At 45.4% G+C, this 25,260-nt stretch carries 16 protein-coding genes; 7 read left to right on the plus strand and 9 right to left on the minus strand.

Features of this window, described 5'->3' with window-relative positions; all coding sequences use genetic code 11:
- Positions 1–197: 197 nt before the first annotated feature.
- Complete coding sequence (locus tag FPZ43_RS19595) at positions 198–2,222, minus strand: family 43 glycosylhydrolase (protein WP_146382853.1); 2,025 nt, start codon at positions 2,220–2,222, stop codon at positions 198–200.
- A gap of 72 nt (positions 2,223–2,294) precedes the next feature.
- Between FPZ43_RS19595 and FPZ43_RS15535 the strand changes: the two genes are divergently transcribed.
- Positions 2,295–3,866: a glycoside hydrolase gene (locus FPZ43_RS15535; RefSeq protein WP_146382854.1), complete on the plus strand. Its 1,572-nt coding sequence runs from the start codon at positions 2,295–2,297 to the stop codon at positions 3,864–3,866.
- 23 nt (positions 3,867–3,889) lie between these two features.
- On the opposite strand, the gene FPZ43_RS15540 is transcribed toward FPZ43_RS15535, so the two are convergent.
- Complete coding sequence (locus FPZ43_RS15540) at positions 3,890–4,303, minus strand: RNA recognition motif domain-containing protein (protein ID WP_146382855.1); 414 nt, start codon at positions 4,301–4,303, stop codon at positions 3,890–3,892.
- Between the two features lie 223 nt (positions 4,304–4,526).
- Here FPZ43_RS15540 and FPZ43_RS15545 point away from each other — a divergent pair, with 223 nt between their 5' ends.
- The 5 genes from FPZ43_RS15545 to FPZ43_RS15565 all read left to right on the plus strand — a co-directional run bounded on the left by FPZ43_RS15545 (position 4,527) and on the right by FPZ43_RS15565 (position 12,405).
- Positions 4,527–5,111, plus strand: coding sequence for a TetR/AcrR family transcriptional regulator (locus FPZ43_RS15545; RefSeq protein ID WP_146382856.1), 585 nt, complete (start codon positions 4,527–4,529; stop codon positions 5,109–5,111).
- 351 nt (positions 5,112–5,462) lie between these two features.
- Positions 5,463–6,635, plus strand: a complete 1,173-nt coding sequence (locus FPZ43_RS15550; protein ID WP_146382857.1) for an efflux RND transporter periplasmic adaptor subunit — start codon at positions 5,463–5,465, stop codon at positions 6,633–6,635.
- Between the two features lie 55 nt (positions 6,636–6,690).
- Entirely contained in the window at positions 6,691–9,843 is a 3,153-nt protein-coding gene (locus FPZ43_RS15555) for an efflux RND transporter permease subunit (protein WP_146382858.1), read from the plus strand.
- A 31-nt stretch (positions 9,844–9,874) separates the two neighbouring features.
- Positions 9,875–11,287, plus strand: a complete 1,413-nt coding sequence (locus FPZ43_RS15560) for an efflux transporter outer membrane subunit (protein WP_146382859.1) — start codon at positions 9,875–9,877, stop codon at positions 11,285–11,287.
- A 137-nt stretch (positions 11,288–11,424) separates the two neighbouring features.
- Positions 11,425–12,405 (plus strand): FAD:protein FMN transferase, encoded by a 981-nt coding sequence (locus FPZ43_RS15565; RefSeq protein WP_146382860.1) that lies wholly within the window; start codon positions 11,425–11,427, stop codon positions 12,403–12,405.
- Positions 12,406–12,629: 224 nt separating this feature from the next.
- On the opposite strand, the gene FPZ43_RS15570 is transcribed toward FPZ43_RS15565, so the two are convergent.
- The 5 genes from FPZ43_RS15570 to FPZ43_RS15590 all read right to left on the minus strand — a co-directional run bounded on the left by FPZ43_RS15570 (position 12,630) and on the right by FPZ43_RS15590 (position 19,416).
- Positions 12,630–14,819: a PepSY domain-containing protein gene (locus FPZ43_RS15570; RefSeq protein WP_146382861.1), complete on the minus strand. Its 2,190-nt coding sequence runs from the start codon at positions 14,817–14,819 to the stop codon at positions 12,630–12,632.
- Between the two features lie 15 nt (positions 14,820–14,834).
- Entirely contained in the window at positions 14,835–15,320 is a 486-nt protein-coding gene (locus FPZ43_RS15575; RefSeq protein WP_146382862.1) for a DUF2271 domain-containing protein, read from the minus strand.
- 4 nt (positions 15,321–15,324) lie between these two features.
- On the minus strand, positions 15,325–16,797 hold the full coding sequence (locus FPZ43_RS15580; RefSeq protein ID WP_146382863.1) for an ankyrin repeat domain-containing protein: 1,473 nt from the start codon (positions 16,795–16,797) through the stop codon (positions 15,325–15,327).
- A 99-nt stretch (positions 16,798–16,896) separates the two neighbouring features.
- Positions 16,897–17,403, minus strand: coding sequence for a peptide-methionine (S)-S-oxide reductase (locus FPZ43_RS15585; protein WP_146382864.1), 507 nt, complete (start codon positions 17,401–17,403; stop codon positions 16,897–16,899).
- A gap of 33 nt (positions 17,404–17,436) precedes the next feature.
- On the minus strand, positions 17,437–19,416 hold the full coding sequence (locus FPZ43_RS15590) for an HRDC domain-containing protein (RefSeq protein ID WP_146382865.1): 1,980 nt from the start codon (positions 19,414–19,416) through the stop codon (positions 17,437–17,439).
- 135 nt (positions 19,417–19,551) lie between these two features.
- Here FPZ43_RS15590 and FPZ43_RS15595 point away from each other — a divergent pair, with 135 nt between their 5' ends.
- On the plus strand, positions 19,552–19,893 hold the full coding sequence (locus FPZ43_RS15595) for a HopJ type III effector protein (RefSeq protein ID WP_146382866.1): 342 nt from the start codon (positions 19,552–19,554) through the stop codon (positions 19,891–19,893).
- Between the two features lie 40 nt (positions 19,894–19,933).
- Here FPZ43_RS15595 and FPZ43_RS15600 read toward each other — a convergent pair whose 3' ends face one another.
- Together FPZ43_RS15600 and FPZ43_RS15605 are read right to left on the minus strand one after the other, a co-directional pair.
- Positions 19,934–21,751, minus strand: a complete 1,818-nt coding sequence (locus FPZ43_RS15600; protein ID WP_146382867.1) for an AAA domain-containing protein — start codon at positions 21,749–21,751, stop codon at positions 19,934–19,936.
- A gap of 143 nt (positions 21,752–21,894) precedes the next feature.
- Positions 21,895–25,155, minus strand: coding sequence for a TonB-dependent receptor (locus FPZ43_RS15605; RefSeq protein ID WP_146382868.1), 3,261 nt, complete (start codon positions 25,153–25,155; stop codon positions 21,895–21,897).
- Between the last annotated feature and the right edge of the window lie 105 nt (positions 25,156–25,260).

The following is a 25,260-nucleotide window of genomic DNA, read 5'->3' on the forward strand; positions in this document are numbered from 1 at the left end:
CCCGGAAAGGCTGTCCGCGGTAAGCGGTAAAGCCCTCCAACTTGAATTGGGGGGCTTGGATATTGATTTTAAGACATAACATGCTTTGATCGCATGCAATCACGGCTTTTTAAACTAACTTCGGTCTTTACCGGACAACAGTGAAACAAGTTCAGCATGACATCCTTTTTTTGTTGTCAGCCACGCCTGTATATTAACTATAAGCTCCATTTTTCTTTCCATTCGATGATCATGTTGTCGCCGTCAAAGCGAATGGGCAGCCAGATGTATCTCCCGTCGATGGCATTTTTTGGTGCCCATTTATCGGCCATAAATATAAAGCTGTCGGGTTTGCCGGCTACGGGTAACACATAGGTGCTTTGCCCGCCAAAAGTGATGTTCGCTTTGTCGCCGATGCAAGGATTACCGTGGAATATCCAAGGGCCCAAGATAGATTTTGCCGATAGCCACCTTGCCGGGTTAGGTGCCCAGCCCGTAGTGCCCGAGCCGATAAGGTAGTAAGTGCCTTTACGTTTAAATATAGCCGGGGCCTCGGTTGCCATATCCGGGTACACGCGTACAAACTTGCCGGTGTGCCCGGTGTAGTCGGCCGTTAGCTCGGCTATGTGTAAGGTTGCGTTCTCTTCCGATGAAAATATATGGTAAGCCTTGCCGTCGTCATCAACAAAAACCGTCATATCGCGGGCCATTTGCCCGCCGGGCAGGTCACGGCAAAAAAAGGTTTCACTTTCATTTTTGGTGTTTTTGCAATCCAATTGCTCGCTTGCCGGTGTGCCAGCCGGGTAAAATGGCATAACACCGGGGTTGGGCCTGTAACTTTTAATATAGCGGAAAGGGCCGGTTGGCTTATCGCTCACTGCTACCCCTGCACGGGCGGCCTTGTAACCCTGCCCGCGCAGCTCCAGGTGAAACCACATTACATACTTGCGCGTTTTTGCATTATATACCACTTTGGGCCTTTCCAAAATGCATCCTTTTGCAATATCGCTGGTGCTATCATTTGATATGGGCAGGGCAATACCTTCGTCAGACCAGTTATACAAATCTTTTGATGAATAGCAATGCACACCCACCATGGCGCGGTTGCCCGCATCTCCTTCAACCTTGTGTTCGCCGTACCAGTAGTAAGTGCCGTTTTGGTATAACATGCCACCGCCGTGGGCATTGATGTGCACACCTTTGTTATCATACCATAAGCTACCCGGCTCAAACGCGGTAAGCTTTGTTTTCGGCACATTGCTGAAATGTTTTTGCAAGCGTTGCATTTCTGCAGCGGTAATAGGTATTACAGTACCATGCCTTGGTTTAAAATCCATGGTCACTTCCTGGTCAACCACTTTAAAATTTTCCAAATCGGTGGTTTTTGTAAACTGGTAGCGGCCTTTGGTGTAAACATCATACATCAATATGTAACCGCTGCCATCGTTCAGTTTAAACGTGCTTGCGCCCTCAACAGGGTCTTTGGTCTGCTGTATAAATTTACCGTTGGTAACATAACCGCTTGTAAGCTTGTCAGATTTTGCAATGCGTATGCCCAAACCATCGCTTTCGGTTTTATAAAAAAGGTGATACTTACCGTCTTTAACTACAATATCAGCATCAATGCAGGCACCGTTATTGGGTTCAAAGAAAAGCTGCCTGGGTTCGGTTTCCAACCCGGTAAAGTCTTTATTGGCGTAGCTATAGTATATAACATCGGGCCCTTTTCCAAAGCGCATCGACCAATATATCATGTACTTACCAGCCTGGCTGTCATAAATGGTTTGCGGTGCCCAAACACGGTTAACATCTGCAAACTTCTTAAACGTTTGGGGGATATTGACAACCGTTTTACGCCAGTTGATGAGATCGGTTGATTGCATTAACACCATAGCATGGTTAGCTTCCCAGCCATTTTTAACGGAGTTCATGTCCGTTGCAACCATATAAAATGTTTTGCCATCTTCGGCGCGCAAAATATGCGGGTCGCGCACGCCGCCAGAAGAGCTGCCAGTGGCAGGGACTATAATTGGCTTGTTTTGATTGATGGCATTAAAGTGGTATCCATCTTTACTAAGGGCAAAGCGAATGGCCTCCTGCTGGCTGCCCTCGCCGTTAAAGTAAGTGAATAAATATCCGGCGTAAGGTTGTTTTTTGTTTTGCTGTGCAATTGCCGTTGTGGCGGAGTAAATTGCCGTGATGACAAGTAGCAGTAAGCGGCGGTGCAGGTTTTTTAAAGTCATTTTGATGGTTTTGTAAAAACTGCCAAAAATTACACAAATAAATGTAATTTGCACATTTAATAACTCGCCCTGATGCACAAATTTCACTACCTGCCAATTTTTCTATTGTTGTTATCCGGTAATGCCATTGCGCAAACACCGTCTGCACCGGTTTTAACCATAACCATTAACGCACGGGATACTGCGCAGCGCATAGATAATATTGGGGCATCGGGCTGCTGGTTTTCTGAAGGGATAGGCAAGTACTGGCCGGTAGCAAAACGCGAAAAGATAGCCGAATTATTATTCAGCAAAAAAATGGATGCTCGGGGCAATCCGCTGGGTATAGGGCTATCGGCATGGCGGTTTAACATTGGCGGCGGAACAGCAGAACATGGCGATAGCAGCGGTATAAAAGATTTCAGGCGGCGTGCTGAAAGTTTTATAGCCGCCGATGGTACGTATGATTGGAACAAGCAGGCAGGCTATCAATGGTTTTTGCGCAAGGCCAGGCAATTTGGTGTTGAAAATTTGATTGCCTTTTCCAACACGCCACCTGTGCACTTTACATCAAACGGGTACGGTTATAAAACTGTTAAAAGCCCTGCATCAAATTTAAGGCCTGATAAATACGCTGCTTACGCCGACTTTTTAGCTACTGTAGCGCAGCATTTTGATAAAGAGGGACTTCATTTTAAATACATAAGTCCTGTAAATGAGCCACAGTGGGAGTGGTACGGCAAGCCCGGCCAAATGGACCAGGAAGGCAGCCCATGGACCAACCAGGAGATTCAGAAAATTACTATGGAACTGGACAAGGCGTTAACGGCAAAGAAACTTACAAGCAAAATACTAACTACCGAAGCCGGTATGCTCAATTATTTGTATGAAGGTAAATCGGCAGCGGGCAGCCAGATCCAGGAGTTGTTTAACCCTGCCGGGCGATACACCATTACCGGGTTAAAGCATGTGCCGCCAATTGTTGCCGGGCACAGCTACTTTACTGATGCTAACGACAGCACTATGGTAGTTACCCGTAAAAGATTGGCGGATACGGCTGCAAAATATAAAACTGCTTATTGGGAATCTGAATACTCCATGCTTGGCGACGGGTTTAGAGAAGGTACAAAACAATCGCGCATTGCTATAGATTGCGCCCTGTTTTTGGCCAAGGTAATAAACCGCGACCTTACCATCGGCAACGCAGCCGCCTGGCAACTATGGAATGCCTATGAGCCGGGCAAGGAAGATGTAGATACACGTTACTACCTCATTGCCCTCAAGCCCAATGAAGCCTACACCGACGGCGACTTTACCGCGACCAAAAACCTATGGGCAATGGGTAATTACAGCCGCTTTATAAGGCCGGGAATGCAGCGCATCAAAACAGGCAGAAGTGATGGCTTATCTGACATTCAGGCGGGCCAGGATGTAATGGTATCGGCATTTAAAGGGAAAGATGGCGTGGTAGTAATTGTGCTGATTAATTACACAACCACAGGCAGGCAAATACAGCTTAAGCCCGAGAACTTTAAGCTGCCACGAAAGATAAGAAGCTACACAACATCGGCACAAGATAACCTTGCCGCCGCACTTGTAAATAAGTGGGAAGAGCCGTTTACCTTAAAACCAAGGTCAATAACTACGCTGGTTTTTAAAAACTGATAATGTTGCTTAGCGCGTTGCGGCTATTTGTTTAGCCTTGGGCGTTTACTACGATTGCCTGTATCATTATTGCTGCTGCCGCTACCCCGGTATGATGATGAGCCAGGTTTGTTGTATGATGACGATGATGAGCCCGACTTGTTGTAACCGCCGCCACCCATGGGTTTGCGTTTAAATGCAGGTTTTGCCGGTGTGGCATCGGCTATTTTGGCATCAATGGTTAAATCGCCATATTGCAGGCCGTTCACACCCTCAATAATGGCTTCGGCAACCTCATTATCCTGCACTTCAATAAATGCGTATCCTTTTCCAATTTTTGTGGCCCGGTCCCTAACTATGGTCATGGTTAAAACATCACCGTACGGAAAAATGATCCGTGCCAGTGATAACTCATCTACGTTTTTTGGAAGCCCTCCAATGTACAGCTTTGTTGTCATAAAGTGTGGGCAGTAAAGTTATCAAATATATTGGCCGTAATACTAAATTATATTAAACGGCCTCAACCCAAACTTATACCAACCCTTATATTTAATGTAATGCATACTATACATAATTTGTTTAGATATGTTTCATTGACATAAAATAAACTCAAACTTAGTTACCGGCGCAGGCCTATTATTTGTTACACTGCTCAAAATTAATTAACCTAACTTTGCCAACGTGGAAAATAAAGACGAAAAGGTAAGGCAAAAAATATTGGCCGCCGCTAAAACTGCTTTTCTTAAAAGTGGGTACAACAAAGTATCCATGAATGATATTGCTATTGAAGCAGGTATTGGCCGCAGTACGCTTTACTACTATTATTTAAACAAGCAAGACACCTTTAACGCGCTCATGGTAAAAGAGAGCAAGCATATTTTTGAAGGCACCTACCAGCGCATTAGCAATAAAAATTCATTTCATGATAACCTGCATATTTACAACCGCTTCAAGCTCGATTGTATAGACGGTATTATTAAAAAATACGAGTTACTTATGGCCGATTTGCACAACAAGCCTGAAAATTTTGACGGTTTTAAGCAAGAAATAAGGGTAGAAGAAGAAGCTATATTTAAGCAGTTGCTAATATGGGGAATTCAAAACCATGATGTGGCTCCCGTAAGCGACGAAGATATAGACCATCTTGCATCCACCTTGAATACAGCGGTTAATAGCCTGCAGGAAGAAACTTTTAAAGGTGAGGGAGTTGATACCGCAAACCGCCTGGCCTGGCTCATCAGGATTTTATCTAAGGGCATCAAGTAGCTTCAATTCTTTCCTTCGTAATTTAGCGTATTAGAGACAGCACAGAAATAACATGCTCGTAAAATGTACCTTAAAAGTGCCGTTCTGCCGATTTTAACGCGTATTTAGTCTATAAAAGCAACACTTAGCGTATTATGAGGCGTGTTAAAACGTAACAGAAACCTAATTTTGTTGTCATAGTGTCATTAAAATTTATTTAAAGATGCGGAGTTTATAAAATTCGACATTTTGAATAGATTTGTCGAAAATTAAAAATTTGGCAAAGTTTTCTTTTCTTTTAAAAGGATATTCAGGGCGAATTATACAATAGCTTACACTAACATGCTTTATCATCCCAAATCAATCTACATCATGAAAACCAGGGCGTTAATTTTAACATCCATCAGTTCGGCCGTGTTGTTGTTGGCCTCATGCGGGGGCGGCAACCAGCAGGCGGGCGGCGCTGCGGCAGGTGGTGCACCACCTGTACAAAGCTATCCTGTGTTTAAAGTAACACAACAAACAGCAACAATAAATAGCCAATATCCGGCCACTTTGCAGGGTCAGCAAAACATCGAGATCCGCCCGAAGATTGACGGATATATCGAGCAGATTTTTATTGATGAGGGTGCTGTTGTAATAAAGGGTCAGTTGCTTTTTCGTATAAATGCACCACAGTACCAGCAAGACGTGAATAATTCTGCCGCGGCAATAAGCAGCGCACAGGCAGATGTTAGCGCAGCACAATTGCAGGTAAACAAGGTAAAGCCACTGGTTGAGAAGGATATCATCAGCAAGTTCGACCTTGAATCGGCACAATATACACTGCAGGCACGCAAGGCAGCTTTGGCACAGGCAAAGGCCAACCTCAATAATGCCAAAACCAATTTGGCGTATACAAACGTTACCAGCCCGGTAAACGGCGTGGTGGGCACCATTCCTTACAAGTTAGGAAGTTTGGTAAACAGCAATACAGCGCAGCCGCTTACAACGGTATCAAACATTGGTAATATCTATGCATACTTCTCGCTCAACGAGAAGCAATTGCTTGATTTTGGCCGCAAGTACGAAGGTGAAACAATAGCAGCTAAGCTTAGCAAACTGCCCGAGGTATCACTTATTTTGAGCGATGGCAGTACTTTTTCTGAAAAAGGCAAAGTGCAAACTGTAAGCGGTCTTATCAATACCCAAACAGGTTCCGCAAGTTTTAGGGCTTCATTTCCTAATCCGCTGGGCATATTGCGCAGCGGCGGTAGTGCTAAAGTGAGCATCCCTGAAACCATCAAAGACGCTATACTGGTTCCGCAAAAATCAACCTACGAGTTGCAGGGTAAGCGTTTTGTATACGTAGTTGATGCAAATGGCAAAATAAAAAGCACCGAGATTGAGATAGTTGACCAGCCCGCGGGCCAATACTTTGTAGTTACCAAGGGTATTAATGCAGGCGATACCGTAGTGTTTGAAAGTACCGCCTCATTGATGGATGGCACGCCGATTAAAGCTGATATGCAACCCGACAGCAAAGTGTATCAGGACTTAAAATAATTGTATCTACAAGTTGCGCTTCCGCCCGGCTTGTTTACAGTAACAATAAACAATCATGTTAAAAATATTCATAGAAAGGCCGGTACTATCTACTGTAATATCGGTCATCTTAGTTATACTTGGTATACTGGGGTTAACCACGCTGCCCATATCCCAATACCCCGAAATTGCACCGCCAACGGTGCTGGTTTCTGCCTCATACCAGGGTGCCAACGCCGACGTGGTTATGAACAGCGTTGTTGTTCCGCTTGAGGAGCAGATAAACGGTGTAGAGAACATGACCTATATGACCTCGTCTGCAGGTAATGACGGCTCTGCAAGAATCACTGTTTATTTCAAACAAGGTACCGACCCCGATCTGGCTGCGGTAAACGTGCAAAACCGGGTATCAAAAGCAACCCCTTTGTTACCTGCCGACGTTACTAAAGCAGGTGTATCTACCACCAAACAGCAAAGCAGTATGGTTATGGTATTTACGCTAAACAGCACAAATAAATCATTCGATGAGACCTTTTTGCAAAACTATGCCAACATCAACGTGCTGCCGCAGGTAAAACGTATTAGCGGTGTGGGCGAAGCTACTGCATTTGGCTCGCGCGATTACTCGATGCGTATATGGCTTAAGCCCGATGTAATGGCCACTTATGGCCTGGTGCCCGATGATGTCAATGCCGCATTGGCCGAACAGAATATTGAAGCCGCACCGGGTAAGATTGGTGAAAATAGTAATCAGTCGTTCGAGTATGTAATGAAATACAAGGGCCGCCTTAAAACCCAGGCCGAGTACGAGAACATCGTAATACGCTCGGCAGCCAACGAGCAAATATTGCGCCTTAAGGATGTAGCCCGTATCGAGCTTGGCTCATTAAGCTATTCGGTTGAAACTGCAACTGATGGTAAGCCATCTATAGCCATAGCGGTTTACCAATCGGCCGGTTCAAACGCCCATGAAATGATCAAGAATTGCGAAGCTACGTTAAACGCAGCCGCAAAAGCTTTCCCTCCGGGGGTAACATGGGCGCCTATATTTACCGCCAATGAATTTTTGGATGTGTCTATTGAGAAGGTAATCCACACGCTCATTGAAGCATTTATCCTGGTGTTTATAGTGGTATTCATCTTCCTGCAAGATTTCCGCTCAACGTTGATACCCGCAATTGCGGTTCCAGTGGCCATTGTGGGTACATTCTTCTTTTTACAATTATTTGGCTTCACCATAAACCTGCTCACGCTGTTTGCATTAGTGCTTGCCATAGGTATTGTTGTGGATGATGCCATTGTGGTGGTTGAGGCCGTACACGCCAAGTTGGGCAACGGTGTAAAGAATGCCAAAAAGGCAACTATGCAGGCCATGAGTGAGATAAGCGGCGCAGTGGTATCAATTACCCTGGTAATGGCTGCAGTGTTTATTCCGGTTACTTTTATTACAGGTTCGTCGGGTGTATTTTACAAGCAGTTTGGTTTAACGCTTGCCATCGCCATCATGATATCTGCGGTAAACGCACTAACACTGAGCCCTGCACTTTGCGCCCTGTTGTTAAAGCCTCATGCAGAAGGCGAGCATCACAACAAAAGTTTTTTACAGCGCTTTTATACCGCCTTTAACGTAGGGTTTGATTCGATAACCAATAAATACAAGCGCTCGGTTGGCTTTTTGGCCGCCAAAAAATGGATAGCCGTTGCAGGTATTGCCGTTTTTGGTGTGATATTTTGGTGGTTATTAAAAACCACGCCAAGCGGTTTCGTGCCTAACGAGGATCAGGGCTTTATTATAGCTGATATTACCCTGCCACCAGCATCTTCTCTTGAACGGTCAATTGCTATTGCAGACCAGGTTACCGAAATGGCCAGGAAACTGCCCGAGATGCAATCTGTAACACGCGTAGGTGGGTCGGGCTTATTAAGCGGCGGCGTTGGCGGATCATACGCTATCTTATTTATGAAGCTAAAACCCTGGGACCAGCGCGAAGGTAAAGAGCACGATGTAAATACAGTTACAGGCAAACTGTTCGGCATGACAGCCGGAATAAAGGGAGCGAGTATTATATTCCTGGTGCCGCCAACACTGCAGGGTTTTGGTAACAGCAGTGGTATCGAGTTCCAGGTGCAGGATAAAACCGGCGGCGACATGAACAAGTTTGCCCAGGTAAACGGCAAGTTTTTGGCTGCCCTCAACAAACGCCCCGAAATACAATATGCTACTACATTCTTCAATACCAACTTTCCGCAGTATAAGGTAGATGTAAACGTTGAGAAATGTAAGGAGGCCAATGTGCCTGTAAATGCCGTGCTAAGCACCCTGCAGGGTTACTATGGTGGTTTATATGCATCAAACTTTAACGAGTTTGGTAAGCAATACCGCGTTATGATACAGGCTGATGCTGCTTATCGCGGCACACCCGAGAGCATGAATAACATATACGTGCGTACCAACAACAACGTTATGGCACCTGTATCAGAGTTTGTAACACTAACGCGCGTTTACGGCCCCGAGTCTATCAGCCGTTTTAACTTATACACATCCATTTCGGTGACGGGTGCGCCAAAACCGGGTTACAGTACCGGCGACGCTATCCGTGCCGTGCAAGAAGTGGCTGCTAAAGAATTACCTAACGGATACGGTTACGAGTTTTCGGGACTGAGCCGCGAGGAGATCTCGAGCGGAAGCCAAACGATATTCATTTTCGGGCTTTGCCTTGTGTTCGTGTTCTTCTTGCTTAGTGCACAGTATGAGAGCTACATATTGCCATTCGCAGTATTATTATCTCTTCCGATAGGTTTGGCGGGTGCTTTTATATTCGCCAAAATCTTCGGTATCGAAAATAACATTTACCTGCAAATCACGCTCATTATGCTCATTGGTTTGTTGGCCAAAAATGCCATTCTTATTGTGGAGTTTGCGGTGATGAGGCGCAAAAGCGGCCTTGGTATAGTCGAATCAGCCATTGAAGGTGCGGTGGCTCGTTTGCGCCCAATCCTGATGACATCGTTTGCCTTTATACTTGGCCTTGTGCCTTTAATGCTTGCATCGGGTGCTGGTGCGGCAGGTAACAGATCTATCGGTACGGGTGCTGTAGGCGGTATGCTTATAGGTACATTGCTGGGTGTGTTTGTGATCCCGGCACTGTTCATCATCTTCCAGTCGTTACAGGAACGCATTAGCGGCAAGCCAAGAATAGAGGAAGAGTTAGAAGCCGAGCTACAATAGTTTTTAATCAACCATTTACAATCATTTAACCATGATAACACAATATAAAAAGCAAACTTTAGCCGTGCTGGCAACAGCACTGCTGTTTGCTTCGTGCGTTACCAAAAAGTATCAGCAACCGGGCCTGGCCGTACAAGGCAAGCTTTACCGCGATACTACGGTAACCGATAGTACAACAATCGCTGCCTTGCCTTACAGTCAACTTTTTAGCGACACTGTTTTACGTAGCCTCATCAATGAAGGCATTAAGCAAAATCTTGATCTTAAAACGGCAGTGCAACGCATCAATGAGGCCCAGGCAACATTGGGTGAAAGCAACGCAGCATTCTTCCCCAGCCTAAGTGTTGCGCCACAGGTTACGAGGGTTAAACAATCAAGGGCTGCTTTGAACTTTCCGGCAGAGTTTGTTGGCGCGTTTCCGTTAAGCACAACTACATACCAGATTGGCCTTAACATGAGCTGGGAAGCCGATATCTGGGGCAAACTAAGCAGCGCTAAAAGAGCCGCCTTGGCCAGCCTGTTACAAAGTGACGCAGCAAGGCGCGCCGTGCAAACACAGTTGATAGCCAATATTGCAAACAACTACTATAATCTGCTTGCGCTTGATCAGCAGCTGCGTATCACAGAGCAAACACTAAAAAACCGTATAGCCGACGTGGAAACCATGAAGGCGCTTAAGGAAAGTGCCGTGGTTACAGGCGCTGCCGTTGTGCAAAGCGAAGCCAACCGTTATGCCGCCGAGGTTACCATCCCCGACCTTAAACGCAGCATTCGCGAAACCGAAAATGCGCTGAGTATTTTACTGGCCCGCAGTCCGGGTTCCATTAACCGATCGACACTTGAGGCGCAGATGCCGTATAGCGATTTGAAAACCGGGGTGCCTTCGCAGTTGCTGAAGAACAGGCCTGATGTGCAACAGGCCGAGTTTGCCTTCCGTGCATCTTTCGAGAATACCAACCTGGCGCGTACTTATTTTTATCCATCATTAACTTTAACAGCGCAGGGCGGGGTATCGTCATTGCATATCAAAAACCTGTTCGATCATTCGATATTTTATAACATCGTTGGCGGTTTAACACAGCCTATATTTAATAAGGGCCAGAACAAGGCACGCCTGCGCATTGCCAAAGCACAGCAGGAAGAAGCTTATTATGCTTTCCAACAATCGCTTTTAACGGCAGGTGGCGAGGTATCAAACGCGTTATATGCCTATCAAACGGCTATTGAAAAGCAAGGCAGCCGTGTAAACCAGTTAAAGGCGCTGCAAAAATCTGTTGAGTTTACCAAAGAGTTGCTGCGCTACAGCTCGGCAACAAACTATACCGATGTACTAACATCTGAGCAGGCCCTTTTGGCTGCGCAACTGAGCAGTGTTAACGATAAACTGCAGGAGCTGCAATCAATAGTAAACCTTTACCGCGCCTTAGGCGGCGGCTGGCAATAGCCTTACAAATTCGCCCTACAATCACACATATAATTAATGCATGCCGGTGCTCCAGATTTTTCTGCAGCGCCGGTTTTGTTTTAATACACTACTATTATAAACTGTATTTTTGAAGTGGTAATATCCTTTCTAATTTCATGACTAAGCTTTTCTTATCCGTAGCCTTTGTATTATCAACAATAACTTTGCAGGCACAAGTGCTGCGCAAGCGCACTACGCTGCTTATGGGTGGCCGTTTTGATATTACTATAGTGGCTGCAGATTCGCTTACGGCAGAGCAAAACATCGATACCGTGATTGCCGAAGTGACGAGGATAGAAAACCTGATATCCGACTGGCGCAGTTATACCCAGGTTTCGCACGTAAATCAAAATGCAGGCATCGCCCCGGTTAAGGTTGATAAGGAAGTGTTTGATCTGGCTAAACGGGCTATTCATCTTTCCCAGGTTACAAATGGAGCTTTCGATATCAGTTTTGCCGCCATGGACAGGATTTGGAAGTTTGATGGCTCCATGACGGCTATGCCAACGGCCGAAGCAATAAAGCAATCGGTAGCCAAAGTTGGTTATAAAGACATTGTGCTCGACTCAGTAAACTCTACCATTTTTTTGCGTCGGCCCGGTATGAAAATAGGTTTCGGTGCGCTGGGTGAGGGCTACGCCGCTGATCGTTGCCGCGACATGATGGTTGCCCGGGGCATTAAAGCCGGCATTGTAAATGGCTCGGGCGATATGCGCACCTGGGGCACCCAGCCCAACGGCAAACCTTGGACCATTGGCATAACCAACCCCAAGCATAAAGATAAGCTGCTGGCCATTGTGCCCCTGCACCATGGGGCGGTGGTGACATCAGGCAATTATGAGAAATTTGTGGTGTTTAACGGAAAGCGTTATTCCCATATCATCAACCCAAAAACTGGTTACCCCGCAACAGGGCTTACCAGCGTAACTGTTTTCGGCCCAAGTGCCGAGGTTGCCAACGGTTTCAGTACGTCAATGATGGTATTGGGAAAAGATGCCGGGTTGGCTCTGCTAAAAAAATATCCTGCATATAGTTGTATCATAATCACGGATGATGGTAAAGTGATTACAACAGCTAATTTTGATATCAAAAAGTAGAAGTTGTAGATGTTCAAGGGCATATTGGGTAGCCCCTAACGGGGCAAAAACATTGGCCGGGTGTTTTCTACAAAGCGGTTTTCCCTACGGGAAATGAAATCGATTGAAACATTGAAGGATTTATTATTTATCTTCCGCAGCTTGCTCCGTAGGAGCTACCGCTTTATAGAAAGCTAACAAGTTGTTTTTATGTTCCGTTAGGAACAACCCTTTAACAAAAACAATTAATAGCAATCCATTTTAACCTGCCCGTGCGATTGATAATGACTTATGCTTTTGCCCGTATGTTTGCTGCAGATACTTTCGAGCGTATCAATCACATCCGTTTGCATGGCTAATGATCCGCAAATCATGATGGTGCCGCCGCCTGTCAAAACTTCCGCCATTAACGCCGCATCGCGCAATATTAACTGGTTCACGTATTGCTTTTCACCTTCGCGTGAGAAAGCAACGTTAAGCTTTTGCAATTTGCCGACAGCTTCGCTCTCATCAAGGAAACGCTTATAAACACCGAAAGATGCGCTGCTGCGGAAGCCGCAATACAAGTAGCAGGTTGATTTTTTGTTCTGGGCAATCATCCCTAAAAACGGAGCTATACCCGTACCGTTTGAAATCAAAACTACGGTTCCACCATTTTTAGGGAAATGAAAATGACTGTTACGCACAATGCGGGCATTGATAGTTTGCCCAATGGTGAGTTTATGCAGGTAGCCTGACCCAAAGCCGTTGTTATGCAGCTTTACACTTAATTGAACATTCCCATCTATTACGCCAATAGAGTACAGGCGTTCTCGGTGGTCATTTGCCGGGTATATAGCAAGCAAATCGCCGGACGTGACCTTGCTGCCCCGGGCGGGCTGCAATTTTAGGATAAATGTATCTTGGTTTGGCGTCGATGTATTATCAACTATTTTAAACTTTTGCAGCTTGCCCGGCAGTGTTGCCAGTGAAGCAGGTGATACATCAAGTTCTACGCCGCTTTGCTGTGACCAGGCTGCTGTCCACAAAGCAAAATCCTCCGGAGATTTATCGTTGATGGTATGAATTTCAGTGAGAGGTGTTGCCCACGCTTGCTTTTCCAAAAGGTTATTAACTTCAAAAGCAAATTTGCAAAAATCAGGGTAGGAGTGCGAACCAAAACCTACCACAGAAAACTTCAAGCTATTAGGCTGCTGGTACTTTGCTAATAAACCTTCGAATTTCGACGCATTGGTGGGTGCATCGCCAATGCCATAGGTAGCGGTCAATATTATCAAATGCTCGGCATTTTGGTAAGATCTATAGTTGTTAAGTTCAGTCAAAAAAACCTTTTCGCCTTGCTTTACCAATTCCTGCTGTACCGCTTTTGCAAAGCGAAAAGTACTGCCGTTTTCCGAACCCACAAGTATCACAAACCGCGCCTCATCAGCCTTAGATTTATTATCAAATTTGTTTTGCCTCCTTTTAAAGGTGATTACAAAGCCCGAATAGATAAAGAACAGGATATTGCCCGAGGCTATAATTAGTACAATGGCCCAAACTATTCCAATCCGCCCGGTATGCAGACTCAAGCTTAGGTTGCTGAGTATTTGCGTAGTGGGATAAAGTTGCTGGGTTATCACATCGCCTGTTATTTGGTTTACTGTCACCTCGCGGTCGGTAAGTTTCAGGGTGTAATAATCTTCCACATCTTCCGAGAATGGAAACTCTACACTTTGCACTTGTGATAGCATTGTGTTGTTGAAAACTGCAAAATCGGCGGCCTTGCGCTCGGGCTTTGATTTCAGTGCATCAAAATCAACGTCATGTTTTATTTTGATGGTTTTAATGATATTAAACCTGCCAAGCGACATGTACGTCCCCGTAACCGCAATCACCAATATAGGTATCAATGATAGCCTGCCTAACACAACATGGTAGTACTGCGCAAAATTTTCCTTCACTATTTTAGCGAAAAAGCGCTTCAGGCTACGTTGCCGCTGGAGTATCAATGCCGTACCGGATATGGTTATCAGCATCAGCAAAAAAGCGGTTAGGCCCATAAAGAACCGACCGATCTCATGCAGAAAAAGCGACCGGTGCAATGTTGTCATCCACTGAAAAAACTCGCTTTGTTTGGTGGGTTTTCCCAATACCTTGCCTGTACGCGGGTCGATGTATGCAGTAAGCCCTTTGCCCTCATCATCTGTAGCCTTAATGGTCACAAATTGGTTGGCGTCAACGGTAAGTTCGCTTATATCAGGATAGGCTTTGCGTAGTGCAGGCAGGGTTTGTGCAAGGGTGATCTGATCAAAATTGTCGGCACGGTAGGGCAGTGTCTTTTGAGAAATCGGCTCAAAAGCCAGGAATATTCCGGTGATGGAAGCAAGGGTAAGCAGTAAAAAAGAAGATACAGCTAAGGTTAAGTGGCTGTATCTCCATATTGAAATTGTCATTAATACGAACTGATGTTATATGGCGCTGAAACGTACGTAACGGATATAGCCTGTGCCTTCGCTTTTGCCTGCCAATGCTTCTGTAGTTAGCGGAATTTCCAAATCTTTAACGTTGTATTTTTGATCCTCAACGGCACTTTCAAACCTGATTTTGTAACCTGCGTTGATCTTTGCATTATCTATTTCAATAACGCCAACACTGCGGTCACCACCTGTTACGGACGCGCCTGTAATTGCGCTGATATTGTCAGTATTTTTCGATTGAAATTTGTGCCACTCTTTTAGGTCGTGATACCATTTTTTATTCTGACCCAATATGTAAAGTGTTTTTACATAGGCGTCTTTGCTATCAATTAATGACACGGCTATGTAGGCGCCTTCGCCCATATAGTTGGTCATCTGTATCATGCATTTATATTTAGATGTGCCGGTTTTTTGGGCAAAAAGGGTAAGCGGACTGGTTAGCAACACTGCCAATACCAGCATATATAATTTACGCATATTATTATTTTAGGAAAGTTACTGATACCTTGTTTTTTGATAATGATTCGTTTTCGCTGGCCAGGTCAAAGGCGGTTTCTTTAAAGTCGGTAGCTATTTCTTTCTTGGCACCTATCGAAACAAGGTACTTTAAAATGGCATCGTCTTTTGATAACATGGCTGCTTTATGCAGGGCGGTAAAACCTTCTTTGTTTTTGGCGTTAACATCAACATTGAGGCTTTCAATACGCCTTAGCAAGGCCAAATCATTTTTAGCAACGGCCATGTGGTACAATGTATTCCCATTTTTTTGAGGCGCATTTACGGCAAAGCCTTTATCCTGTAACACTTTCAATTTGGCTTCAAAAGATTCTGCGCGCTGCGGCGAGTAAGACTGCATGAGATAGGCAGCAAGGTTATCGCCGCTGGCGTCAGTTACGTTTACATTAGCTCCTTTGCTGATCAGGTAACTTACAACCGCAGCCGAGTTACCGCGCACGGCATAAGCCAAAGCAGTTACACCTTTTTTATTGGCCAGGTTTATATTTTTTACTGATGATGCAAGTAATGCAATGGTAGCCGTATCGCTGTTTGATGCTGCAGCAAGCATAAATGGCGTGTTTCCTTCGTCATCGGCCTGGTTCACGTTAACACCTTTGCTTAAGAAGTACTTAATAATATCCAACTGCCCCGGCCTGCGCACAACTGCGTGCAAAGCGGTTTCGCCGTTTTTGCCTACGGCAGTGGGTTTTATTTTAAGGCTTTCCAGGTATTGGTAAACCTCGATGCCATTGGCGCCGCGACGGGTTCCCTGTGCCGCCATCAGCATGGCGTTGTCAGTATAGGGCACACCTTTTTCTTTTAAGGCTTTCATCATATCGATGTTACCTGCACGTGCCGCATAGTTGAAGGCCGTGTTACCTGCGGCGTCAACACTTTTAATATCAAGTCCTTTTGATACAAAGTAATTGGTTAAAACCATGTCTTTATCATTGGCTACGCCAAGTAACAAGGCATTGGCACCATCGGGCGTAAGGCTGGTTTTTGCGTTTACGCCATTAGCAAAGCAGAGGTCGTAAATTTTGGTATTGGTTTGCCCGGCGGTGGCGGCAAAGTTTAGCACACTATAACCGTGCGCATCATCAATATTGATTTTGGAGCCTTTGCTAAGCAAGTATTCTATGATCTCGACATTGCCGCGGTAAGCCGCCCAGTGCATGTAAATTCGGCCGTCGTGCGTTATTTTATCTACCGGGTTACCAGGCTGGTCAATCAGATATTTGATGGTTTCATTTGGTGCGTCGGCATTAATAGCCATAACAACCGGGTCGAAGGCGCTCCCATTTTTTTGAGCCGGATCAGCACCCTTGTCAACCTCGGCCTTTACAGCGGCAGCGCTGGGTTTGCTTTTCCAGAAAGATTGATCGAGCAGCGGGTTTTGTTGCGCCTGCGCGGACAGTGTAACCATCACCAGTATGGCAATTAATATTCTTTTCATTTTTGACCGTTATTAAACTAAGTTGCCTGCTTTTGCAATGCATGGCGAAGTTAATAAGAATCATTCTAAACAAAAATAGTTGGTGCAGTAATAGTTTTGCTATAAATCTGGCGAAGATATTTTTTGGGTATCTACATTGCCTGCAAACTTTTCAAGCAAAATGGTAAGCTTTGGATTGATGATGTTTTGGCAAAAAGGCTTATTGGGATTGCTGTAATAATAATCCAGGTAGTTTGATGTGTTGAGTTTGAATGATACCAGCGAAAGTACTTTAGTAATTACAGGTGCAGCAAATTCTGCCTGTAAGGTTTCAATGATTGCGGCTGCTTGCTCAGCCTGACCATGTGATGTGGCGTACACAGCCGAGCGGTACTTGCCCCGCATACTATGGATAGCCGTACAGCTATGTGTGTAAAGGTGTATGCTGATGAGCGTTTGCAAAGAGATAACTTGCGCATCAAAGTGAACAACCACGGCTTCCGAAAAAGCGTCATCAGGCTCAAAAGAAGCAATCCAGCCTTGTTCAACCAGGCTTACACCTTTAAGCGATTGAAAGATGGCCTCGGTACACCAATGGCAGCTGCCGCCAAACCCAATAGTATCCATGATATGTATTTAACAAAACACAAGCCAAGTACTTTAGAATAAGCTAACCTGCTCGGCGGTATCGCCCTGCTCATAGTTACGTATTAGCATAATAATGTCCGCTCCATAGCTGTTTACCTTATGCGGACCAACGCCTTTTATGCCGCTAAGGGTCTTAAGCGTGGCGGGTAATTTTTCGGCAATGGTCGCAAGCGCTTTTTCGGTAAGTACCATATTTGGCATAACCTGTTCTTTGGAGGCAACTTTGTCGCGCCAGGTTAGTAGCTGCTCATAAAGTTTCTCATTGGGCAGGGCGTTAAGCGCTTTAAGGTAAGAACCCTCGTAATTGTTAATCTTATTTTTGATGGCATCAAGGTATGCCATTGTGCTAAATTCATTTGCGGAAAAATACTCCATCAATTTAACCCGGTTCATGAGCCAAATAATAAGTTGATCGGCCTTGCCGGCTTTTTCTTTTGATTGCGCAACTATGGTGGGCAGTTGCCTGTGCGCCTGCTCAACGGCTTGTGTAAGTTTATCCCGGAAATATTTAGCTGCTTGCGTGCTCCGGGCGGGATTAAGCTGGCGGTTGAATTTTTCGGCAACTTCAAAAACGTCTTTTGGTAGTTCGGGAAGCAAGTAGGCAAATCCTTTCAATTTATCTTTCAACTGCTCAAAGTTGAACAACTCGCTTAACAGGAACTGGCTGTAGCGTTGCTGGTCATGGCTTAGCCGGTCGGCGTTCGGCAGCAGGGCCTCAGCCTGTCGGTTGAAGCGAGCAACGGCCGGGTCGCCAATAATGTTACGGGCCGATACCGGATTGCGCAGCACCATGCCCGGTAAACTGCGGCAGCGGCTAAGTGCCACGTATGCCTGCCCATGAGCAAATGATTCGGACACATCAATAATCGCTTTTTCGAAAGTAAGGCCCTGGCTTTTGTGTATAGTAATGGCCCATGCCAGCTTTAAAGGTACCTGTGCAAAACTGCCCGAATTACTTTCGTTGATGTCTTCGCCATCCATCTGATATTTGATGTTGGTCCACTCAACTGCTTCGACGGCAATTTCGCGTTTGTCGCCGCAATCAACATAAACAGTACCTTCGTTTATAAGGCTTACCCTGCCTATTTTACCATTGTAATAAAGCTTTTCGGCCGAGCTATCGTTTTTAACAAACATTACCTGCGCGCCAGCTTTTAATTTCAGCGTGGTTTCGGTAGGGTAGGCATCGCGCGGAAAGTCGCCACGCACAGTAGCCTTAAACTCAATCTCGGTGCCTTGCAGGTTGTTTAGCATTTCATCATTAACGGTTTGGGCAATGCTGTTATGCGTAGTTAGGGTTATGTACGGGTCATTTTCGTTTGGTCGGAAGTTGGGTATATAGCGTTCGTTCAACAAGGCCAGGCTGTCCGGGCTGATCTGCTGGTTTCGTACTTCGTTCAGGATATCAACAAAGGCCTGTTCCTTTTGCCTGAAGACATGATTTAATTCGATGCGCACGTAATTGGCCCGCTGCATTACATGGCTGCTAAAAAAGTACGGCGTTTGGTAGTAGGGGCGCAAAATGTTCCACTCATCGTCTTTAATAATGGGGCTTAACTGCGACAGATCACCTATGAGCAGCAGTTGTACACCTCCAAAGGGATGTTTGTTGCCTTTTACGTTGCGAAGGATAAGATCGATCTGATCCAGCACATCCGGCCGCACCATACTTATTTCATCGATGATGAGCAGCTCAAGGTTGGCAAGCAATTCTTTTTTTTCAGGATTGTAGTGTGCCTCGGGCTGTTCGTCGCCGGATGGAATTACAGGTGCGAACGAAAGTTGAAAAAAGGAGTGGATGGTCATGCCCCCCGCATTGATGGCGGCCACACCTGTAGGCGCCACAACGGCCAGCTTTTTACCCGACGTTTTGCGCAGGTTTTGTAAAAACGTGGTTTTGCCCGTGCCCGCCTTACCTGTTAAAAATACAACTGTGTTGGTGCTTTCAAGGTAATCATAAGCCAATTGCATTAAAGGGTTTTTGTCTTCCATCTGTGATGCGAAATTACGAGAGTATGATGTAAATGAAAGACTATGGATATTTATTTGTCGGCCAGATTAAGCAGAAGCATTTTGTTAGATAAAGAGTGCTGCTAAAATTTTAATTTCGTACAAAATTCTATTCTTATGAATGAGCAAGTATCAGCACTTATCTCCGATCTTAAAAATGGTTCCATCACATTTGCGGATGTGATTAAGTTTATTGAAAGCCAGTATACACATACGCCAACTGCTTTTAAAAACGGTGAGGCCTACAACGAGGAAACCCAAAACCAGGGCAGCGCCAAAGTATTTGCCTTTGCGCAACTTAACCAGCTTGACCAGGAAGACACCCTACAGCTATTTGCCGAACATTATAAAGCCGTTTTTAATAGCCCTGATGGCACAGATCATCAAAACATAAGGCAGTTTATGGCCAACGGTTGGGCAGGCATTGCTTTTGAAGGTGAACCGCTTACTGAAAAGTAAAGGTTTTAACGGCTTGCTGTGATTAATGTATTACAGCAAGCTAATACTCCCACACACTTTCATATCCGCCTAAGTTTTCTACGTAAGCAATCATGTCTGCATAGAAAGGTGTTTGAGCAAGCGTAGCGCTATCGCCAATTAAAACCAACTTTAGGCGGGCGCGGGTCATGGCAACGTTCATGCGGCGATAGTCTGAAAGAAAGCCAATCGTACCGTCGGCGTTGCTGCGGGTAAGTGATATGTAGACCACATCACGCTCCTGCCCCTGAAAACCGTCGACTGTATTGACCTCCACCCTTTTACCTGAAAGCAACTCTTTCAATAGGTTAACCTGCTCCTTGTATGGGGCTATAACCGCTACGCTTACATCGGCGTAATTCATGGCTTCAATGTGGCGAACAACAAAGGCAGCCTCTTCGGGATTTATTGTACTGGTACCTTCGGCTTGTTCCTCGTACCCGGCACCGGCAGTGTCAATAAAAGTAATGGGCTTATCGTTTTCCTTTAAAGTACGATGCGCAACTGAAGCATGTGCAACCAACTTATCGCCATAAAACTTTAAAGACGAAAAGCCCATGATCTGAGTGTTCATCCGGTACTGCTCATTTAAAAGTGTTACTGCTGAGGGATGCAGAGCAACGGCCTTCTCGAGCAGGGTAGTGGTAAGGGCGCTCTTTTGAGATTTTACTGTTGGCGGTAATTGCAAATGATCACCAGCAAGTACAAGCCGACCGGCTTTTAAAATGGGGATCCATGCAGCCGGTTCAAGGGCTTGGCCGGCTTCATCCATGATAACAGTATTAAACTTTAATTTACTTATGGTGTGATGATCTGCACCAACAAGGGTGGCGGTAATTACCTGCGCTTTGCTTATCACGTCATCGCTCACAAACTCCTCTATCTTGGCAACATCGCGCATAATGCGGTGCGCTTCGTCAAATAGCGCTTTGCGTTGTTCGCGCTCGGCTTTGCCAAAATTACGCTTGTACTTATGGGCCATGTTCTTAAACTCGGCAGCCATTTTTTTAAGCTTTTTTACTTCTTTAATTTGTTGATGCCCGGCCATACGGCTATCAAGCGTGAGTTTTTGCAAACGCTCGGTTACCCGCACAGGATTGCCTATCCGCAAAACGTTCAGGCCGTTTTCTGATAGCTTCTCGCTTAGCAAATCTACGGCCGTGTTGCTTGGTGCGACAACTAATATCTGCGGCTCGCCGCATTCTACAAGGGCACTTATTGCAGCTACCAAGGTAGTGGTTTTACCTGTTCCCGGAGGGCCATGCACAATGGCCAGATCCTTCGCGCCTAAAATATGAGCCACTGCGGTTTGCTGAGATGCGTTGACCTTCGGGTTTTGATAATCAACTTGTGTAAACTGCGGGCTTTCATTTCCTGTTAAAACCTTAACCAGATGGCTATCGCTTTGCTCTGCTCTTTTTAAGGCACCACGCATTTGCTCGTAGCTGTAAACATCAAACAATAAATCGATGCCCAACTTACCGTTGCTTGCCCAATCGGGTAGCTCTTCTGTTTGTAGTGTTATGCGCATGCGGTCGCCGCCAACATAGGTTACTGTTCCCTTAATCCTGTCGTCGGCATCATGGTTGGAGAACAGTGCAACCTGGCTGCCAAAACGGATCTGATAAGAGATTTCTTTATGTGTGGTGCGCTCAACTTCAATGCTCAGGTAGTCGCCACGGGTGGGTTCGGTATTGCGTATAGCAATAGGGTACCATGCCAAACCGCCAGCCCTGCGTTGTGCTGCCAATGTGCCGTTTGTAAAGCTATTAAACTGCGCCTCGTCTGCAGCGCGTTCGGTATCAAGTTGATTTAAGAGCTGTTTAAAGTAGTCGGCCATTTACGCGTAGCTTAAAAGTGCAAGATTAATAAACATCGGTTTAAAAATTCGCTAAGTACCTAAATATTTAAACAGTGTTTGAAAGCAAAAAAAGTCCCGGAGCCATGTCCGGGACTTAAATCAGCATTATATGTTGGGGGTGTTTAGAACGAGTAACGTAGGCCAAACTGCATTTGCCAGCGTGATGCAAACAAATCTACAGAATATGGCAGGCCCGGGTCAGCAAAGGTGTACTTAGGATAAGTAGTTGCCGCTGCTGCAAATGCTGGTGTTGTACTTGGCGTTAAACCAATGCTTGCTGTTGAGTTGAAAGTGTTGGCCGAGAAATAGTACTGGCCCCACTTTTTGTTAAGCAAATTGGTAAGATTAACAATGTCATAAGTAAATGTCAAAACCTGTTTACGTTTGCCCTGGCCAAACTTAAAGTCCTGTGAGAAACGGAAATCAAGGTTATTGTTCCATGGTGTGTAAGCCGCGTTTCGCTCGGTGAACAAGCCGCGGCGGCTGCTCAGGTATTTGCTTTTGTCGATGTAGGCATCAAACGCAGCGGCTTGTTGTGCTGCGGTAGCACCGCCAACAATGTTATTAAAGAAATTGATGGTTTCGCCGGTCTTAGGGATGTAGGCTAAACTAACCTGCTGGCCGGTACCATCGATAGCACTAGGCAGGAAACCATAAGTGTACGGATTGCCCGATTGTGCGCTCAGGAAAAAGGTAAAGTTGGCAGTGTATTTCTTCTCGCTATCCCAGTTAACCATGTAGTTGATGTTTGATACGATGCGGTGGCGTATATCAAAGTTTGAGTTAGCTAAACCCGGGTTGTTTGGATTAAGCGCCTGGTTAAGCTGCCAGTTAGATTCCATTGAGTTTCGGATACCGTTGGTAACATCTTTTGAGTGTCCGTAGGTATACGCTACCGAAGCATTTAAGCCAAACGGAAATTGTTTGGCTACCTGCGCGGTTAAGCTATAACGATAACCCTGGTTGGTGTTTGATAAAAGATAAGCGTTTGTATACGATGGATTAACGGCCGTGTTAACAAATATTGGCTGTTGCTTATTTACATCGTACGGGTAGTACGTAACCTGGTCGGTAGTATTTACCTGCTGGAATTTAAGGTCGCGGATAACTTTTGTGTAAATACCTTCTACAGTAAATTTCCATTTGTCGGCAGTGGTGTAGTCATAAGCTAAGTTACTGCGCCATACCTGCGGCATTTTGAAATTATTGTCAATCAAATCAACCTGGGTAGGGCCATCGGCACCGGTATTAACCGGGTTTAATGTTTGCTGTTTTACAAAGTTTAAGCCGCCTGTTGATGATGATTGTACCGGGTTGGTGCCGGGTGTAAATACGTATTTTGAAGAGCGTTTATCAAATGCCCCATAGGTATCGCCATTGTTGTAAAACGCATAGCCAAACCATGCAAAAGGCACACGACCGGTAAACAAACCGCTACCGCCACGCAGTATGGCAGTTTGATCGCCGTTGATATCATAATTGAACGACACGCGCGGGTTGATCTGCACATTACCCAGGTAATCGTTTTTAATGTTAGCCGGTTTGGTATAGGTAAATGTAGTGCCGTAATTAGGATCAACCGGGGCGTTGGTTGTTTTGGTGCTCAGCGGTTGCTTGGTTGGTACATCGGCATAATCAAATCTTAGGCCTGCGGTAAGCTTAAACTTGTCTGATATTTGTATCTCATCCTGGCCGTAAAAGCTCAGTAGGTTAACGTTGAACTTGGCAGATGGGTTATCAAGTATATAATCGCGGGTGTTGTTGGTGTAGTTATAATTCGCCCTTACGCGTGACGGGTTGTTTGCCAGGAAGTTTGCAATGCTGCTGTAAGCCACCCGGCCGTTCCATGCGTTAACAAAATTGTAGGTGATATTATAAAACTCGTTATGTGTACCTACGGTAAAGGTATGTATACCTTTGTTTATGGTTAAGTTATCAGTAAACTCAGCGGTTTTTTGGCGCATATCAAATATAGACGCTTCGCGGTCGGTACCTAAAAATATAGTGGTGCCGGGTGTGCGGCCTGTAATTTCTATCTGCGGCAATGAAGGGTCCGAATTTGGATCGCGGAAATCGTGAACGTTTGAATAGCCCAACAGCAGGTTATTGCTGATGTTATTTGATAACCTTGACTTCAGCTCCGCAACGGTAGAAGTAGAGTTGTTGTGCGATGTGTAATCAATACCACTGAAGCGGAAGTTTTGCTGATCACGCTCCAGGTTAGTTGCTGTTGAAGTGATGGTATTGTTGCGTAGCGTAAGCTGGTTGTTATCGTTAATATTCCAGTCTAAACGGTTAAAGTATTTATTAGAGCGCGAAAAGATGGATGTATTATCATAGGTACCAATGTTATTAATGCCGTAGCTGGCCATTTTGTTGGTGATATCAATAGCATCCTGTTTGGTTAAGATATTGGCGGAACCCGCTGTACCTGCACCTGCAATAACCGGATCCTGCCTGCGTGCAAGCTCGGCATTGGTAAAAAAGAATAGCTTGTTTTTAATTAGCGGGAACCCAACCCGAATACCTGTTTGGTAATCATGAAAAGTTGATGGCAGGTTCGAGCCGTCGCCACCAGAGGCAGCTTTGGCATTGTTGGGGCCCACTAAAAAAGCACCGCGTCCGTAACCGTAAACAGACCCGGTAACATCATTTGTACCGCTACGGGTAACAGCGTTTATACTGCCGCCTAATACGTTACCAATTTTAATATCATATGGAGCAACAAGCACCTGTATATCCTGTATTGCATCTAATGATACCGGGCTGGTGCGTGTGCTGCTGCCTACCTGGCCCGATGCGTTTGACTGCCCGCCCAACGATGGGCTGAAGCCGATTGCATCGTTATTAATGGCACCATCAAGGGTTACGTTATTGTAGCGGTAATTAGTACCCTGGAAAGAATTGTTATTACTTTGAGGCGTAGTGCGCGTTAAATCTTGTAAACTGCGGTTTATGGTAGGCATATTACGGATCTGGCTTTGGCTTATGCGCGTGCTTGCGCCGGTTTTTGCCGGCCCGCCCGTTGCCGTTACCCTAACTTCTTTTAACGACGTGGTTTCGTCACTAAGCATAAAGTTGAATGTGGCGTTGCCTAATGAAAGTGTTACATCGGTATGCTCATCTTTTTTGTAACCGATGAACGAAGCCGAAATAGTGTAAGGCCCGCCTGCGCTGATGTTGTTTACAGAGTAGCGCCCGTCGGCATTGGTTTGTGTGCCGTACCGTGTGCCTGTGCTGGTATTAAGCAGGGAAATGGTTACGCCCGGCATCGACGCTCCCTTTTGATCCACAACCTTACCGCTTATAACCGCGGTAGTAATTTGTGCGTAAGCTGCGGATGTCATCATAAAAATGACGAGCAGTATGTACAGTTTTTTCATTTTGTATGGGTATTAATTCCATGCAAAAATCTTTACACACTGTTAATGCTTTGTTAACGGCAGATTAGAAAGTAATTAGAAAATTATAATGTGCTAAAATAAGCG

It is taken from the genome of Mucilaginibacter pallidiroseus, assembly GCF_007846085.1.
GTDB lineage: Bacteria > Bacteroidota > Bacteroidia > Sphingobacteriales > Sphingobacteriaceae > Mucilaginibacter > Mucilaginibacter pallidiroseus.